This window comes from Ruegeria sp. YTSA219 (assembly GCF_059609985.1).
In genome coordinates this window covers 1-13653 of record NZ_JBXWMT010000004.1, presented here as the reverse complement: position 1 = coordinate 13653, position 13653 = coordinate 1, and the positions used below count along the sequence as shown (strand labels likewise).

The 13653-nt window shown below is 53.1% G+C and carries 14 protein-coding genes and 1 pseudogene; 7 read left to right on the top strand and 8 right to left on the bottom strand.

Annotated features, from left to right (window positions below; translation table 11 throughout):
• Nucleotides 1-407: 407 nt before the first annotated feature.
• The 4 genes from AC2FFB_RS07585 to AC2FFB_RS07570 all read left to right on the top strand — a co-directional run bounded on the left by AC2FFB_RS07585 (nt 408) and on the right by AC2FFB_RS07570 (nt 3994).
• Nucleotides 408-674, top strand: a complete 267-nt coding sequence (locus tag AC2FFB_RS07585; RefSeq protein ID WP_246097203.1) for a potassium channel family protein — start codon at nt 408-410, stop codon at nt 672-674.
• A gap of 179 nt (nt 675-853) precedes the next feature.
• Nucleotides 854-1933: an AI-2E family transporter gene (locus AC2FFB_RS07580; RefSeq protein ID WP_142636066.1), complete on the top strand. Its 1080-nt coding sequence runs from the start codon at nt 854-856 to the stop codon at nt 1931-1933.
• Nucleotides 1930-2994, top strand: coding sequence for an HlyD family secretion protein (locus AC2FFB_RS07575; RefSeq protein ID WP_281973001.1), 1065 nt, complete (start codon nt 1930-1932; stop codon nt 2992-2994). Before AC2FFB_RS07580 ends, AC2FFB_RS07575 begins: the two co-directional genes overlap by 4 nt.
• Nucleotides 2984-3994 (top strand): DUF2955 domain-containing protein, encoded by a 1011-nt coding sequence (locus tag AC2FFB_RS07570; protein WP_496689462.1) that lies wholly within the window; start codon nt 2984-2986, stop codon nt 3992-3994. Before AC2FFB_RS07575 ends, AC2FFB_RS07570 begins: the two co-directional genes overlap by 11 nt.
• Before the next feature lie 74 nt (nt 3995-4068).
• On the opposite strand, the pseudogene AC2FFB_RS07565 reads toward AC2FFB_RS07570, so the two are convergent.
• Nucleotides 4069-4824: pseudogene (locus tag AC2FFB_RS07565) on the bottom strand (IS5 family transposase).
• Nucleotides 4825-5290: 466 nt separating this feature from the next.
• The gene (locus AC2FFB_RS07560) at nt 5291-5872 is read right to left on the bottom strand and encodes a TetR/AcrR family transcriptional regulator (RefSeq protein WP_496689464.1); all 582 of its coding nucleotides are present in this window, start codon (nt 5870-5872) and stop codon (nt 5291-5293) included.
• Nucleotides 5873-5983: 111 nt separating this feature from the next.
• On the opposite strand from AC2FFB_RS07560, the gene AC2FFB_RS07555 reads away from it, so the two are divergent.
• Together AC2FFB_RS07555 and AC2FFB_RS07550 are read left to right on the top strand one after the other, a co-directional pair.
• Nucleotides 5984-6574, top strand: coding sequence for a YceI family protein (locus tag AC2FFB_RS07555; protein WP_496713776.1), 591 nt, complete (start codon nt 5984-5986; stop codon nt 6572-6574).
• Between the two features lie 53 nt (nt 6575-6627).
• The gene (locus AC2FFB_RS07550) at nt 6628-7179 is read left to right on the top strand and encodes a luciferase domain-containing protein (RefSeq protein WP_496874736.1); all 552 of its coding nucleotides are present in this window, start codon (nt 6628-6630) and stop codon (nt 7177-7179) included.
• Nucleotides 7180-7485: 306 nt separating this feature from the next.
• Here AC2FFB_RS07550 and AC2FFB_RS07545 read toward each other — a convergent pair whose 3' ends face one another.
• The 4 genes from AC2FFB_RS07545 to AC2FFB_RS07530 all read right to left on the bottom strand — a co-directional run bounded on the left by AC2FFB_RS07545 (nt 7486) and on the right by AC2FFB_RS07530 (nt 11303).
• A complete protein-coding gene (locus AC2FFB_RS07545) occupies nt 7486-8433 on the bottom strand; it encodes an ornithine cyclodeaminase family protein (protein ID WP_496874735.1) in 948 nt (315 codons plus the stop codon).
• A 316-nt stretch (nt 8434-8749) separates the two neighbouring features.
• The gene (locus AC2FFB_RS07540) at nt 8750-10027 is read right to left on the bottom strand and encodes a sensor histidine kinase (protein WP_496874734.1); all 1278 of its coding nucleotides are present in this window, start codon (nt 10025-10027) and stop codon (nt 8750-8752) included.
• Nucleotides 10028-10077: 50 nt separating this feature from the next.
• Nucleotides 10078-10737 (bottom strand): response regulator transcription factor, encoded by a 660-nt coding sequence (locus AC2FFB_RS07535; RefSeq protein ID WP_142636050.1) that lies wholly within the window; start codon nt 10735-10737, stop codon nt 10078-10080.
• 38 nt (nt 10738-10775) lie between these two features.
• Complete coding sequence (locus tag AC2FFB_RS07530) at nt 10776-11303, bottom strand: PepSY domain-containing protein (protein WP_142636048.1); 528 nt, start codon at nt 11301-11303, stop codon at nt 10776-10778.
• A gap of 205 nt (nt 11304-11508) precedes the next feature.
• Between AC2FFB_RS07530 and AC2FFB_RS07525 the strand changes: the two genes are divergently transcribed.
• Nucleotides 11509-12507, top strand: a complete 999-nt coding sequence (locus AC2FFB_RS07525; protein WP_496874733.1) for a hypothetical protein — start codon at nt 11509-11511, stop codon at nt 12505-12507.
• Nucleotides 12508-12665: 158 nt separating this feature from the next.
• Here AC2FFB_RS07525 and AC2FFB_RS07520 read toward each other — a convergent pair whose 3' ends face one another.
• Together AC2FFB_RS07520 and AC2FFB_RS07515 are read right to left on the bottom strand one after the other, a co-directional pair.
• Nucleotides 12666-12851: a hypothetical protein gene (locus AC2FFB_RS07520; protein ID WP_142636042.1), complete on the bottom strand. Its 186-nt coding sequence runs from the start codon at nt 12849-12851 to the stop codon at nt 12666-12668.
• Between the two features lie 508 nt (nt 12852-13359).
• On the bottom strand, nt 13360-13653 hold a 294-nt coding region (locus AC2FFB_RS07515), incomplete at its 5' end, for an integrase core domain-containing protein (protein WP_496874732.1).

Sequence of the window (13653 nt, the reverse complement as noted above, 5' to 3'; positions counted from 1 at the left end):
TTCCGATTCATACGTTGGGCAACCTAAACCATTTATTTGTTAGGTTAATGGATTATATGGTCGGTAAATTTCCCGACCTCTGAATGATCTTGACCGTACAGCTGATAACTCTCGCTGATTTGGTCGGACAGCTAAATCACGGGTAGATGACAAAATAACTTTTGTACCGCTGACCCAGCTTCCAATCAGCTGGCTTGAAGTGAGTTTGACCGACCAGAACTGGACACGTTGCAGGGGTTGCGACTTCAGCGGCTCGACGCATCCCCAAGCTATTGGCAGCCAGATTTCCTCGATTTCCCACATTTATCTAATTACTGTTATATGTGAATTCTTCAAACGACGAGGACAGGATGAACTCACTAACTAGAATAACACGTGGGATAGGCGTCGCTTTCAAAGACGGTAGAGTGAAAGGCATTCTTGCCTTCACGGTTGGAATGATTTTATGGGCCTCGGTCTTTTACCACTTTGTCGAGGGTTGGAGTTGGCTCGACTCAATCTACTTTTCTGTCGTGACGATTTCGACTGTGGGGTTTGGTGACTTCTCACCTGAAACCGCGGCAGGGAAGATCTTCACAATGATTTACATCATCGTGGGCCTCGGTGTCTTCGTGACCGCGGCGACCACAGTGGCGGATACAATCTTGTCCCAAGACGACAAAAAAGCGGACTAATAGACTGCACTCAAATGAGCCAAACCGAGTTCCTGCACAGGCATTGGCCCGTCTGTGCATCTCAAGCTGCGGCCTGGATTCATTTGCGTCTTCAAGCTGATAGATGATCACTAAAACTAAAAAAATATACATATTATGTTTTTTGAGTATAACATTCAAGAAACAAATGGAGGGATGGAATGGAAAAGACACAGGACGCAAAGATTGTCGATCTGGCAATACGATTGCTCTTTCTCGGACTATTTCTCTACAGCGCTTTGGTCATGGTGGCCCCGCTTGCAAGCGTGGTTATCTGGGCAACTATCCTCTGTGTGGCGCTTTACCCGGCATTTGATTGGCTGCAGTCCAAGCTGGGAGGTCGGAAAAAGCTTGCCACAACGATCTTGGTTTTGCTGGGCCTTGTTTTGACCCTGGGGCCAGTCGCAACTGCGGTGTCTGGTGCTGCAGAACTAGGGGCTGAATTCGCGGAACAAGCAGACAAGGGTGAGCTGAAAGTCCCTCCTGCGCCCGAGGGCCTCAAGGAATTACCATTGGTTGGAGACAAAATTTCCGATGTCTGGGGGATGTTTGAGCGCAATCTTGACGGCGCGCTTACGAAATATGGCGCGCAAATCCTTGAGATCACCAAGTCGCTGTTTGGAAAGGTGTTGGGCATCGGCATCGGGCTTCTTGGCTTAGCTCTGTCCGTATTGATAATGGGGGCGTTGTTCAGCCCCGGGCCAAATATGGTCCAAGGTCTTCAGCGCTTTGCCAACCGTGTTTTCGCTCCGCGCGGTGGAGAATTCGTAACACTGGCAGGCGCAACAATTCGGAACGTTACAAAAGGCGTGATTGGCGTAGCTGCCATTCAAGCGGTCTGCGTTTGGATACTGTTGGCTTTGTTTGGGATTTCTTCGGCCGCCACGTTGGCATTCATCTGCCTGATACTCTCGATTATCCAAATCGGGCCCGGATTGGTTCTAATACCGGTAATTATCTACGCTTGGAGTTCCATGTCCGGCGGGACTGCTTTGATCTTCACCATATTGGCCGTTCCCGTCATGATAATGGACAGTTTTCTAAGACCCGTGTTCATTTCAAAAGGCCTTGAGACTCCCATGTTGGTCATCCTCATCGGTGTTCTCGGAGGTATGATGGCGTACGGTTTGATCGGCGTCTTTATGGGGCCGGTTCTCTTCGCTGTTTTCTATGAGCTATTCAAAGTTTGGATTGATACCTCGCCCGAAGCCGAGGGCACTGCTGAAGGCGCGGCGAAATGAGGAAGACAATTTGGACAACCCTGGCGGTCATTCTGATTTTTCTTGTCTGGTACCTGGTCGCTGATCGGAAAACGCCATTTACCGGGAACGCCAGAGTAAAAGCCGTGGCGACCCAGATCGTCCCGCAGGTGACTGGAACTGTGACTGAAGTCTTGGTCGAAAATGGTCAAATCGTCTCGGCCGGAGATGTCCTCGTCCGGATCGACGCGCGACCCTACGAAATTCAGCGCGACAAGGCGGAAGCTGATCTCGAAGCAGCCACTCAAGAAGTCGGTGCATCTTCGGCAGAAGTAAGAGCGGCACAGGCCAAACTAGCAAGGGCGCAGAGCGATCTGGATACGATGCGCATTCAAACAGAACGCGTATTTGCGCTCGAAAAGAAAGGGTTGATTGCCGTCTCAAAGGCCGATGATGCGCGAGGGCAACTGGCAGAGTCCGAGGCAAACTATGAGAACGCAAAAGCAGATCTGGAAAAAGCAAAACAGAGACTTGGTGACGACGGAATCGAAAACCCGAAAATCCAGCGCGCGTTGGCCGCCTTGGCGGATGCAGAGCTTAACCTTGAGTGGACTGAGTTGCGCGCTCCGGCGACAGGTGTCATCTCTAATTTGCTGATAGCCCCCGGAACATATGCGCGATCCGGCCAGGATCTGTTGACGTTTCTGGACGCAACTGACGTCTGGATTGAGGCGTATTTTTCCGAGAACAACCTAGGAAGAGCCTCGATAGGGTCTCCGGTTGATGTAGTGTTGGACATGCATCCAGGTCAGGTTATTCCGGGCGTCATTGAGAGCTTTAGTGCGGCTGTTTCCCTAAGTGGCGGTGATGTGCCCGGGCAATTGGCGAGCCCGCCAAGCACTAAAGGTTTTTTGCGCGAGCCTGAGAGATTCCCAGTCAGGATCGTTTTACCTGGCTATGAAGCCGGAAGCGCCGAAGATGACCTTCGCTTTCAACTGAATGGGCAAGCCGATGTGATCATGTACCTAAGCGACAACTCGTTGCTGAACCTCGTAGGTCGCACCTACATCCGCGTGGTTTCAATTCTGTCCTATGCGTACTGAGGACCAACGCTCTGTCACCCGGCTTGCGCTGGGTGTTACCGGCGTCTTTTCATTGGGCCTATTTCTTGGGTGGCCGCTTGCCGTCGTCGGGGCGGTGTTCGCCGCCCTTTTTCTGCAAGCACCTGCCGCATTGCCTTTGACAGCATTTGCGAAGCTCTTTGTCTTCTCTATTGGGTTGATGTTCATTTCGTTCCTGGTGTCGTCGATCTTCTCACCATATCCGCTTGTATTTCTGATGCTGGTGGCGATTGGAATAATCCTGTCTTTCATGTGGTCAGTTTCCGGCGCCGGAGTATTACCCGGTGTCATAGCTCTCATGGGCGCATTGATGATTCCGAACCTGGTTCTGCAATCACAGGACCTGGCTTTGGTGCTCGTGTATTGGATACCGTTGAACCTGCTGTTCGCAGGCTTCGTATCGACACTGATGTTCGTATTGATACCCGCTGAACCTCAAACGGCGGCTCAAAAAAAAGCTGCAGCGCCGCCAAGCTTCGACCCAAATCGTCGCATAGTCAGGATGTCGCTTGTCACAGTCCCGTTTGCTATGGCATTTTTTGTTTCCGGCGCGTCTGCATTGCTGGTTCTGTTCTTTGTCGCGCTGCTGAGCCAACAACTTGCAGCGATGCCTACCGCGGGTAAATCGGTTGCAAAAGCTATGCTGACGGCAAACCTGCTTGGGGCGGCAGTATCCATCATTTGCTATGAGACAAACGTAATAGCGCCGGTTATTCTCACCCCCATTTTACTGTGTTTTTTCTTTTGCCTGACACTCGGAGCACTCGGTAAATCTCAAGCCCCACTCGCCGCCGCCGCCGGCTCAGCCATTACAACGGCTCTCATAGTATATGGCGGGTCGGTTGCACCGTTTTCAGACGAGGCTGACGTCAAGAGCATCATTCGAGTTTTGCAAGTTGCCAGCGCCGCCTTCTTTGTAATCATCGCATATGTCGTGGTAGATGAATTCTGGCCGGAAAAAGAGCGCCAGGCGGCTCAATGACGTTTGTTGCAACAAGGCTTGGCGCTGAAACCGACAGAGTTCTCTACTTGACCAATTCTACTTAGGGTCAAGATTCATAACCAGTACATAACGGTTGCCTCGAGTGCGAAGGCTGAGAGGAAGACCTTGGGACTACGGTCATAACGTGTCGCCACGGGCCTTCAATCCTTGAGCCTGCCGAACATGATCTCGATCCGGTTGCGGCGTTTGTATCTGCGCTTGTCGTATTTGACCGGTGTCTTGCGTTGCATACGGCCTGGGATGCAGGCGCGTATCCTTTTGTCTTTTAGCGCTTCACGGAACCAGTCGGAGTCATAGCCGCGATCCCCGAGCAGCCAATCCACGTTTAATATGCTGCTGAGCAGAGCCCGAGCATCGATGTAATCGCTGACCTGCCGGCGGTAACGAACAGGTTGAGCGGGCGACCTTAGCTATCACAAATAGCATGCAGCTTGGCATTCATGCCGCCTTGGTTCTGCCAATCAGGCGGCCATGCCCCCCGTTTTGACGCCCAAGCTGGACGCCGTGCGATGGGCTTTTAGATATGTGGCGTCGATCATGAACATCTTCTTTTCACCGTGCTCGGCAGCCAGACCAGCCATCATCCGTGCGAAGATGCCTTTCTCTCTCCAACGCTTCCACCGGCTGTAGAGCGTCTTTTGAGGTCCGGATTCCCAGGGCACATCTCGCCAACGCAACCCATTGCGATTGATGAAGATAATCCCGCTTAGCACCCTTCTATCATCGACCCGTGGCCTACCGTGCGACTTCGGGAAGAAAGGGGAAAGCTTGGCCATATGCTCGTCTGTCAGCCAATAAAGGTCGCTCATGTCGTCGCTCCATATTTGGAGCTGTGAATCACGCAGCGCAGCGAAAATCAATGCATCCTGAGCCTAACATAGATCCAAGCGAAAGCTTCCTTCGCACCAAAAGTCAATTCATGGCAAGCGTTGTTGAATGGCCGCTAACCGAGACTGTGAATGCTTTTTATGCGGGAGTAGCGAACGGCGGGTAGGCTCGCATCAACGAAACTGCAAATTCCTGTCTTGAAGGTCCGCTTTGGGCTGCTAGCGGCCTATCATGCTTGCTGCGGAGAATGGCAACACTGAGCCCAAGGTGTTCATGTTGCAATAGGAATGAGCGGCAGCGACAAATCAGGGTACAGACATCAACGTTGTGAGTAGCGGTTCGTTTTGACCATGCGACGTGCTGATGTCACGCAGCGAACATAGCCTCACCGCGATCTTGGAGATCGTTAGGCTTCTTGGTCGCTTTGTCTGCAAATTCAGGCGATGTTCAATGTCCCGAATTGGTTTTCGCTATACTGCAAAGCAGATCAACATGTTGATCCAACCAATCTTCGTCCAGTGCCTCGTGACGTATGAGTTTGCGGAAATAAGGTGCAGCCACTGCTAGTTCTATAAGCTGGTCAACCGGAACGTCGGCGGTGATCTCACCGCGGCCTATTGCGGCTGCAAATACTGCTTCAACACTTGCGAACCTGTCTTTCATAAATTCAGTGATCACCAACCGCGCTTCTGCATCGGTGGACGCAGCAGCGACAACTTGAGGCGCGATTTGACCCCATGGTGTGTCATTCAAAGCTCCCATCAGTACTCCGAGTAACCAGCGCAGATCAGATCGCAGCGGGCCATCGGTTTTGGGTGGTATGTTCGGCGGTGTTGCGATGCGCCTGAATGCTGCATCACGCAGACTGCGCGCATCTGGCCAGTGCCTGTAAAGTGTGCTGCGCGAAATGCCCGTTGCCTTCGAAACTGCGCCATGAGTTACGTGCAGCACGCCCTCATCCATTAGTATCTTTTGCGCGGCATCAAGCGCGGTCTGTCGTGTGGCGATCAGCCTAGGATCTTCTTTCAATCGTCCCTCCTATAGAACATCTTGTTGCATAGTAGAACATTTTGTTCTAAAAGTATGGTCGGTCAAAACCTAAATCCCACAAACACGTCTTTTCAAAACGGGAGCGTATCAATGTTCAAAGTGGCAGCAACCCCGCTGGTGGTACTCTTATCGATGGGCGCGACAACCGCATTGTCCGAGAGTGGCACCTACGAGCTGGATCCTGGACACAGCCAGGTATTGTTCAGCTACAACCACATCGGGTTCTCAGAAACATATGGAATGTTCTCAGGTTTTAGCGGTGAGATAGAGTTCAACGAAGATGATCCGTCTGCGTCATCTGTCACAGTGTCTATGCCTGTAAAATCTATGATCACGGGCTGGGATGCCCGTTTGCAACACTTCATGTCCGATGACTTTTTTAGCGCGAGTGACGGTGACGTGGTCACATTCGCCTCAACCAGCATTGAAGTGACCGGGGACAATTCCGCGAATATTTCTGGCGACCTGACCATGAATGGCGTCACCAAACCTGTTGTTCTGGAAACAACGCTTAACAAGTCGGCGCCATACCCGTTTGGCCCAAAAGAGGGCACGCCGACCTTGGGGCTGGCTGCCACGGCGACTATCGTGCGGTCTGAATTCGGACTTGGGGCATTTGCGCCAGCGGTGAGCGACGAAATAGAGCTCTTGATCAATATCGAAGCGTTAAAGGCTGAATGATGTGTGCAAGGGCGCCGATACTGCGTTCAGCACTCAATCTTTTTGATTGGCAGATGGTCAACACGATGAATGTGCACCTGAGAACATTGGCGGTTGCTGTGACGGTAGTGGTATTGATGTGCTCAATGGCGTCCGCGCAAGAGCGCTCCTTGCCGGAGCGCACCTCGCCCCGTCCCGAAACGACAAGCGGCGTACCGCATACTCAGATTGGTGTCGAAATTAATGCCGATTTGGCCCAGTTATTGCTGGAGCGAGTTGCGCAATTCCCAGGGGTCACACTTGGCCCAACACGCATATCATTACCTGGCGCGCTTGGCTTTCAGCTTGATCCTGACATGTTGTTGTCTCAACCGAACTCTATCGTCGGTGGGTTTGAGTTTGCGCATATGCATCCTGATGGCAGCTTGCACGCTTCGCTGCACCCCGCAATGGCCCGACGGGCAATTGAGGCTGGCTGGGCCGTAGGACACCCTTGGGCCAATCAACGCCCCGGATGGAGTGGCTTTGTCATGATCTATACTCCGACCACACCAGAAGAGTTGGATGTAGTCATCGATCTGGTCGAAAGTTCGTACACCTTCATCACCGGAAACACCTTGGGTTAAACCTGTTTTGCCCGAAAGTTTGCGGTGGCGCCTGCTTCCTTAAAGAGTGCTGTTTCAGCCGCCGTGCTTTTCACGGTCAATTTCTTTCTTACATTCTTGCCGTGGCGAAGCGCTCGGAGCGTGCGTTCAAACCTTCAGCACCAATAGTAACTCCCGTCCCGCGCAGTTGAAATTGCAAAGCTCAGTGGCGAATGCCCGCTTTGGGCTGCGACCAACTAATTGAACTGATCGCAGAGAATGGCGTATCTGAGCCCAAAGCGACCATTCCGGTATCTAATTACAAAGTGGGTGTTCATGTCTTTGGCCTCACTTCACGGGTTTTTCGGTGAACCGGCGAACTGCGAGGACCGAAGCAGCATAATCCCCCAGTGAAATCCCTCTGAAAGCAAAAGCCGCCGGTTTATTGCGTGCTCGGACGTCGACTTTGCCAGCGACCAATTCCGTCAAGTCGCCAGCAATTTGCTCGTATGGCAACATCGGCTTGTCGCTTTCCAGCTCCTGCAAACGGTCGTCGACAATTACCGTTTTAATACCAGTCATGTGCGCCGGCACCCACGGGATGCACGCATCAGTTATGGTTGCGAAGGCAGTCGGCTTCAGCCATCGGGCATCCAAGAAGGGTTCAATGGAATAGTCCAACGTTATCGATGTCACTATCAGTTCAGCATCACTTAAAGCGTCCTTGGCATCGGCGCATGTTTCAGCTTCGAGGCCCATGCCCAGAGCATAACGACAAAGCTTGTCGGCATTCTCTTTACCACGCCCGAACACGCGGATTCGTTTCAAGGGAAACAGTTCTGAAAACGCAGCTAGATGGGAGTGAGCTTGCACGCCCGCACCCACAAAAGCCACCGTCTCGGCATGAGGATCAGCAAGCCGTCGCGCTGCCACCACTGACAGAGCCGCAGTTCTGATTGCCGTAATCCAATTCGCTCCCAAGACCGCGCGAAGTAGTCCGGTTTGCGCATCCATAACCATGATGGCACCGTTTATCGCGGGAAGACCCCTCGCCGGGTTTTCCGGACACACTGTAACCTGCTTGGTCACGATGAATCCATCATCTCCCATTGCCAAAGTAGACATTGCGTAGCGCCCATCGCCGGGCAAGATGACTGTCTTAGGAGAAGTGTGAAGCTTTCGGTCTGCCTTGGCTATTAAAGCAGCCTCGATGGCATCGGCAACTTCCGAAGGTTGGATGCCTAAACCCCCGAGGTCGTCGTCAGACAGGTAAATTAAGGTGTTCTCAGAAGTCACAGAGTCCCTCACTTAAGCAATTTGGCTTTTTGACTGAATACATTGTCTTCGGCAGTTCTTCCTATCGGTTTACCTTCACAGAAGTATTTTGGCTGTAACTTTTGATCGCCCGATCCAATGCGCAAAAAAAATGCGCCTTCATTTTTCTGAAAATGTGAACCTAGCCGAACGCCTGATTTGTCCATTAGGCCGACTTTGTGCGGTCTGAACCAACCCGATGACCTACTGAGATCGTCAGACGACAGGTTCGGGCCCATTGGTAGTTAAAGTTGCGAATTGTTCGAACGACACTTTGCAGATCAGATTCCGGGCGACTTCAGGTCGGGATCACAATCCGACACACCAACCCACCCAGCGATTCAGAGCGGTCCAGATCTAGTCTGGCATCGTAGGCTTTCAGTAAGTCGATCGCGATCGCCAGCCCAAGCCCGCTGCCAACGACCGAGGTGTCCAGTCGTCCGCCGGATCGCAAGGCTTCGCGGTGGGCGTCTTCTGGAATTCCGGGACCGTCATCCTCGATACTGATTTCGATACATTTCTGCTTACGTTTCGCGGTCAGCCGTACCGCGCTTCGACACCATTTGACTGCGTTGTCCAGAAGGTTGCCCAAAATCTCTTCTATGTCCTGCGTATCCATGCGCACCCAAAGACCCGGATCGCCATCGATCTGCAGTGATTTACCTTCGCGGTCCGCCATGGCCGAGAAAAGCCGCGCCAGGCGCTCGATGGAGTTAGACAGATCGGTCCGCGAATGGGTCAGGTCCGCAGCGTTCAAAGCCCGCAGCCTGGCCAGAGATCGACCAAGTTGAGCATCGATCCTGTCCAGCGCCTCTTGTGCGGTATCTGTCACCGCTCCGGTGTCGGACAATGTCACAAGTTCATTGCGCAATATGGCTGTAGGAGTTTTCAATGCGTGTGCCAGATCTGCGGCCTGGCGGCGCGAACCCGAGACGATCTCGCGGTTCCGACGCAACAGCTGGTTCAGGTCCTCGACCAATGGCGAGACCTCTTCGGGGTAATCTGTTGGCCTAAGGTCTTCGTCCTGATCCCAGCGATGGGCCACATCCGTACGCAGCTTTCGCAATGGTCCCAGAACAACTGAAATCAGAAACAACGAGCCGGCTAAACCGATCAGGCCAACTAGGCCAAACACCGGCAGCAGGCTTTTCTGCGCCGCGCGCCGCTCGGCCACGAGCTGAGCCTGACTTTCGGCGACGCTGACGCCCCATACCGTGCCATCTTCATAAGTGATCTTCTGAAAAGCGCTGCGCAGCACTTCATTCTCCGGACCGCTTGTGTCCCAGAGTGTGGGGATGTCAGGAATACCGGGGGGTTCCGCGATGACCTCATCAAACAGCGAGCGAGAGGTGAAGACCACACCGTCGGCGCTGCTGACCTGCCAGTACCGTCCGGAATAGGGGGTGCCATAAGCCGGGTCAAATATCAGATCCCGTAGGGCATCCGGGTTTTCGGTTGTGACATTCAGCCCGACAACCAGCTGTGTGTGGCGATCCAGCAGCGCAGAGTCGAACCGGTTGGACACCCGTGCATCAATGTATGAGAAAACCGCCAGTGTACCTACGCCAACAGACACTGCCCCAGATGCAATTCCCCCCAGCAATGCCCGTTGTCGCAGCGATAACATCAGGCCGAATCGATCATATATCCACGACCCCGAACGGTTGTGATCAGGTCAGTGCCAAGCTTCTTGCGCAGACGGGTAACAAATACGGCGATGGTGTTCGAATCCCGGTCTCCATCGTATTCATAGATATGCTCTGAAAGTTCTGATCGTGAAATCATCCGACCAGAATTATGCGCCAGATAAGTCAGCACCGCGATTTCTTGAGCAGTCAGGTCAACCGGCACGCCATCGGCTGTCACCCGGCCGTTACGGGTATCCAGAATGACGTTTCCCATTTCAATCACGGGATTCAGCTGTCCACTTTGCCGTCGCAGGATGGCGCGAACACGCGCGGCCAGTTCGGGCATGTGGAACGGTTTGGTCATATAGTCATCTGCGCCCGCATCCAGGCCGTCGACCCTTTCGCTCCAGCCATCGCGGGCAGTCAGAATCAGCACCGGTGTTTTGACACCCTCGTTGCGCCATTCGCGCAGAATCGAAATGCCGTCGCGCTCTGGAAGGCCGAGGTCAAGGATGATCATGTCATATGGTTCGGTCGCACCCAGATGCAGGGCGTCGAGCCCACTATTGGCGACATCCACAACGCGGCCTTCTGCGTTCAGGAGTTTTTTGATCTGTTCGCAGAGGTGCGGTTCGTCTTCTGCCAGCAATACTCTCATACTTAGGGACTATAGGCGAGCGAATGGAAGTATAACCATTACTTTTTGCCCCCGCCGTTACCTCCGCCATTACCACCGGAGTTACCACCGCCGTTACCGCCGCCGTTGCCACCGGAATTACCACCACCGTTACCACCGGAATTACCGCCACCATTGCCACCGGAGTTACCGCCGCTATTGCCTTTGTTTGCAGATTTCCCCTGCGAAGTGCCCTTGCCGGATTTACCCGGCGCAGCGCGGGCAGCTTCAGAAATCTGGCGGCCAACGACGGATCGGTTGGAGACAACAACACCCGTCTGAGCGTTGACGATGACACTGACGATTTTACCATCCGGTTTCTTGACGAGAATACGGTAATATAGCCTGTCAGCCTGAAAGGCGCGCGCGTCAACAGGCGTTCCACCAAAAGCCTTTTCAACGCCTTTGATTACTTTTTTCAAACGAATGGCACTGCCTGAGGTTGTCGCCTTGCGCAACTCGGATTGCGTCAACTCACGTGCAGAAGCCTGTCCCTCTCCGGGGTGGAGAAAGGCAAGTAGACAGGCAATGGCAATAAGCTTTTTCATCCTTGTCACTCATTACTGCGAAAACGCCGGCTCAATCTACCGATTTCTATGTGAACCTACGGTGAACAGCCAGTTACGCGTGGGTTCAACGATGATGGGTTTAGATCAGGGGTGTCGGACTCTGTTTTCGACACCCAGTTTTTGCGTCTGCTCGCCGCTGATTACCGTGACAGACAAGAATCGCACCTGACGAACGAGGACCAATATGAACACCAAACCGATCAACCTGCTAAAAGCCTCTGCTATTGCCATCGCCCTGCTGGGCTCGACCGCGATTGTCGGAGCTGTCGCGTTTCCTGATGCTGCTTATGCCAAAGGGGGAAACGGCGGCGGTAACGGAAACGGCGGCGGCAATGGCAACGGCGGTGGAAACGGCAATGGTGGTGGAAACGGTAATGGCGGATCTGGTGCGTCCATTAGCGATAGTGATAAAGCGGCCGGAAAATCTAACCAGAAATCTTCCAACGCGGGTAAGTCAAAGTCATCGGGAAAAAACAAGTTTTCCTTGAAAGACCTGTTTGGGGGCAAAAAGACCAAAGCCAAATCCACAGCCGTAAAGACCGTACGCAAAAGTCAACCAGTGGATCAGGTGACCAAAGCAATTCGCCCCGCCCCGAAACCGAAAGGGTACAAGATGGCGGATCTGCTGGGCGTGCACCCATCTGAACTAGGCGCACTGAACGCCGCCAACGCTAATGAGAATGCTCTCAAGAACGCCTCTCCTAATTCCCGTGTGGGCCGCATCGCCGCATTTCGTGACGCGGTTCTGGCCGGAGATGAATTGCGTGAGGAGCTTGCGGAAACACAGGCACAGCTGGATGGCATGACCCCGCCGGACCGCCCGGTCTCTGAGATCGAAGAGGACCTTGATGCGGCTCTGACAGATGTTCAGGAGAAGCAGGATCGCGTGAACGAGCTTGAGGACGCTCTTGCCGATGCCGGGGGCACAGATCCGGATATAGAAGCAGAGCTTAAGGACGCCAATAACGAACTTCAGGGAGCCCTCGATACGGCCGAAGACCTAGGCGCCGAACGGCAGGCTGCGGTCGACTACAACGATACGGTGGCAGAAGTCGATGCGCTGACTGAGGCTGTAGAAAATCAACCGCAGACCGAGCGTGAAGCGTTGGAGGCTGCCGCCAACAAGCCTGTGACGGATGAGGTCGAAGCTGCCGTAAAAACTCTGCTTGGTCTTGATAGCTGATTGCTGATTGTCCAATCAATCATCAGGTCAAATAGACCCGAGCCAGCAGGCATAACAACATCACAAATAAAAAAACCCGCTCCGATCCGGAGCGGGTTTCACTACATCCCAGACAACACCACGTGACTTGGGATATACGCAGACGTTCTGTTGAGAGATCAGACGCCCCGTTTTGCCTCTTCTAGTCGCTTATTGTTGATAATTTCAGACAGTGCATTTTCGATAGGAGGGAAGCGACCGTTGCTCGAATTCGTGATGTTTGACATTTCACCGCCTGAGACGGTGCGCGAGGATTGCATTGCTGTAGGAATGCTAGGCGCACCCTCATTGGCAGTATTGATCATGCTGTTCCCCTTCAGTGCATCCGGGCACGCATTGATCGGCCCTGAGTAAGGAAGTATGAACGATAACGGTTGAACACTCTGAGAATACATTGTTCACGTTCGGTTAATGTTGTTGCGTATGAGTGGACAAATTGGGAGGGGGCATTGACCGCCGTATAAGGAAATGCTTCCATTTTGATTTTATTTCCCGATGGCGGCTTTGTCCCGCATGGCCACTGTCCAAAGCTCCACACCACTGCATCTTGGATTAAAAGTCCGCTTCCGATGCTATTGCCGCCGTTTGTAGGGCTTGTTGATGCAAGCGCGGCGAAGGTCTGCCGTGTGGCCTTACTGCCAATTAGCCTGTGGCACGTCGATTGAAGGCCATCGTTCTGGATGAACGTTGTCAACAAGATTGGGCGGCAGCTTTATTGGGATTCACGCGGCAATTTACTGGGAATACGCAGAGCAGGCAGAAAAAGCCCTGAAAAGGGCTGAGCAGCCTCATCTGACTGGTTCAATTTGATTGTTAGTGCATCATTGGCCTGTGATCCATTGAGATGATGGTTTCGGGAGCTGACGGGCGGTAGCCCAGTGCACTGTGGGGACGTTTTGTGTTGTAGTGTTTCCTCCATTGTTCGATCAGGATTTGAGCTTCGCGCAAGCTGTAGAAGATCTCACCGTTGAGCAGCTCATCCCTGACCCGGCCGTTGAAGCTTTCACAATATCCGTTCTCCCACGGGCTGCCAGGTTCGATGTAAGCCGTCTTGGCGCCAACGGCGGCGATCCAGTCTCGGACCGCCTGGGCGACAAATTCCGGCCC

What these genes read in the sequence shown, in the direction of transcription:
- AC2FFB_RS07555 (WP_496713776.1), top strand. Translation starts at nt 5,984, where the DNA reads ATGTTCAAAGTGGCAGCAACCCCGCTGGTGGTACTCTTATCGATGGGC.
- AC2FFB_RS07580 (WP_142636066.1), top strand. Translation starts at nt 854, where the DNA reads ATGGAAAAGACACAGGACGCAAAGATTGTCGATCTGGCAATACGATTG.
- AC2FFB_RS07575 (WP_281973001.1), top strand. Translation starts at nt 1,930, where the DNA reads ATGAGGAAGACAATTTGGACAACCCTGGCGGTCATTCTGATTTTTCTT.
- AC2FFB_RS07530 (WP_142636048.1), bottom strand. Translation starts at nt 11,303, where the DNA reads ATGAAAAAGCTTATTGCCATTGCCTGTCTACTTGCCTTTCTCCACCCC.
- AC2FFB_RS07520 (WP_142636042.1), bottom strand. Translation starts at nt 12,851, where the DNA reads ATGATCAATACTGCCAATGAGGGTGCGCCTAGCATTCCTACAGCAATG.
- AC2FFB_RS07525 (WP_496874733.1), top strand. Translation starts at nt 11,509, where the DNA reads ATGAACACCAAACCGATCAACCTGCTAAAAGCCTCTGCTATTGCCATC.
- AC2FFB_RS07570 (WP_496689462.1), top strand. Translation starts at nt 2,984, where the DNA reads ATGCGTACTGAGGACCAACGCTCTGTCACCCGGCTTGCGCTGGGTGTT.
- AC2FFB_RS07550 (WP_496874736.1), top strand. Translation starts at nt 6,628, where the DNA reads ATGGTCAACACGATGAATGTGCACCTGAGAACATTGGCGGTTGCTGTG.
- AC2FFB_RS07535 (WP_142636050.1), bottom strand. Translation starts at nt 10,737, where the DNA reads ATGAGAGTATTGCTGGCAGAAGACGAACCGCACCTCTGCGAACAGATC.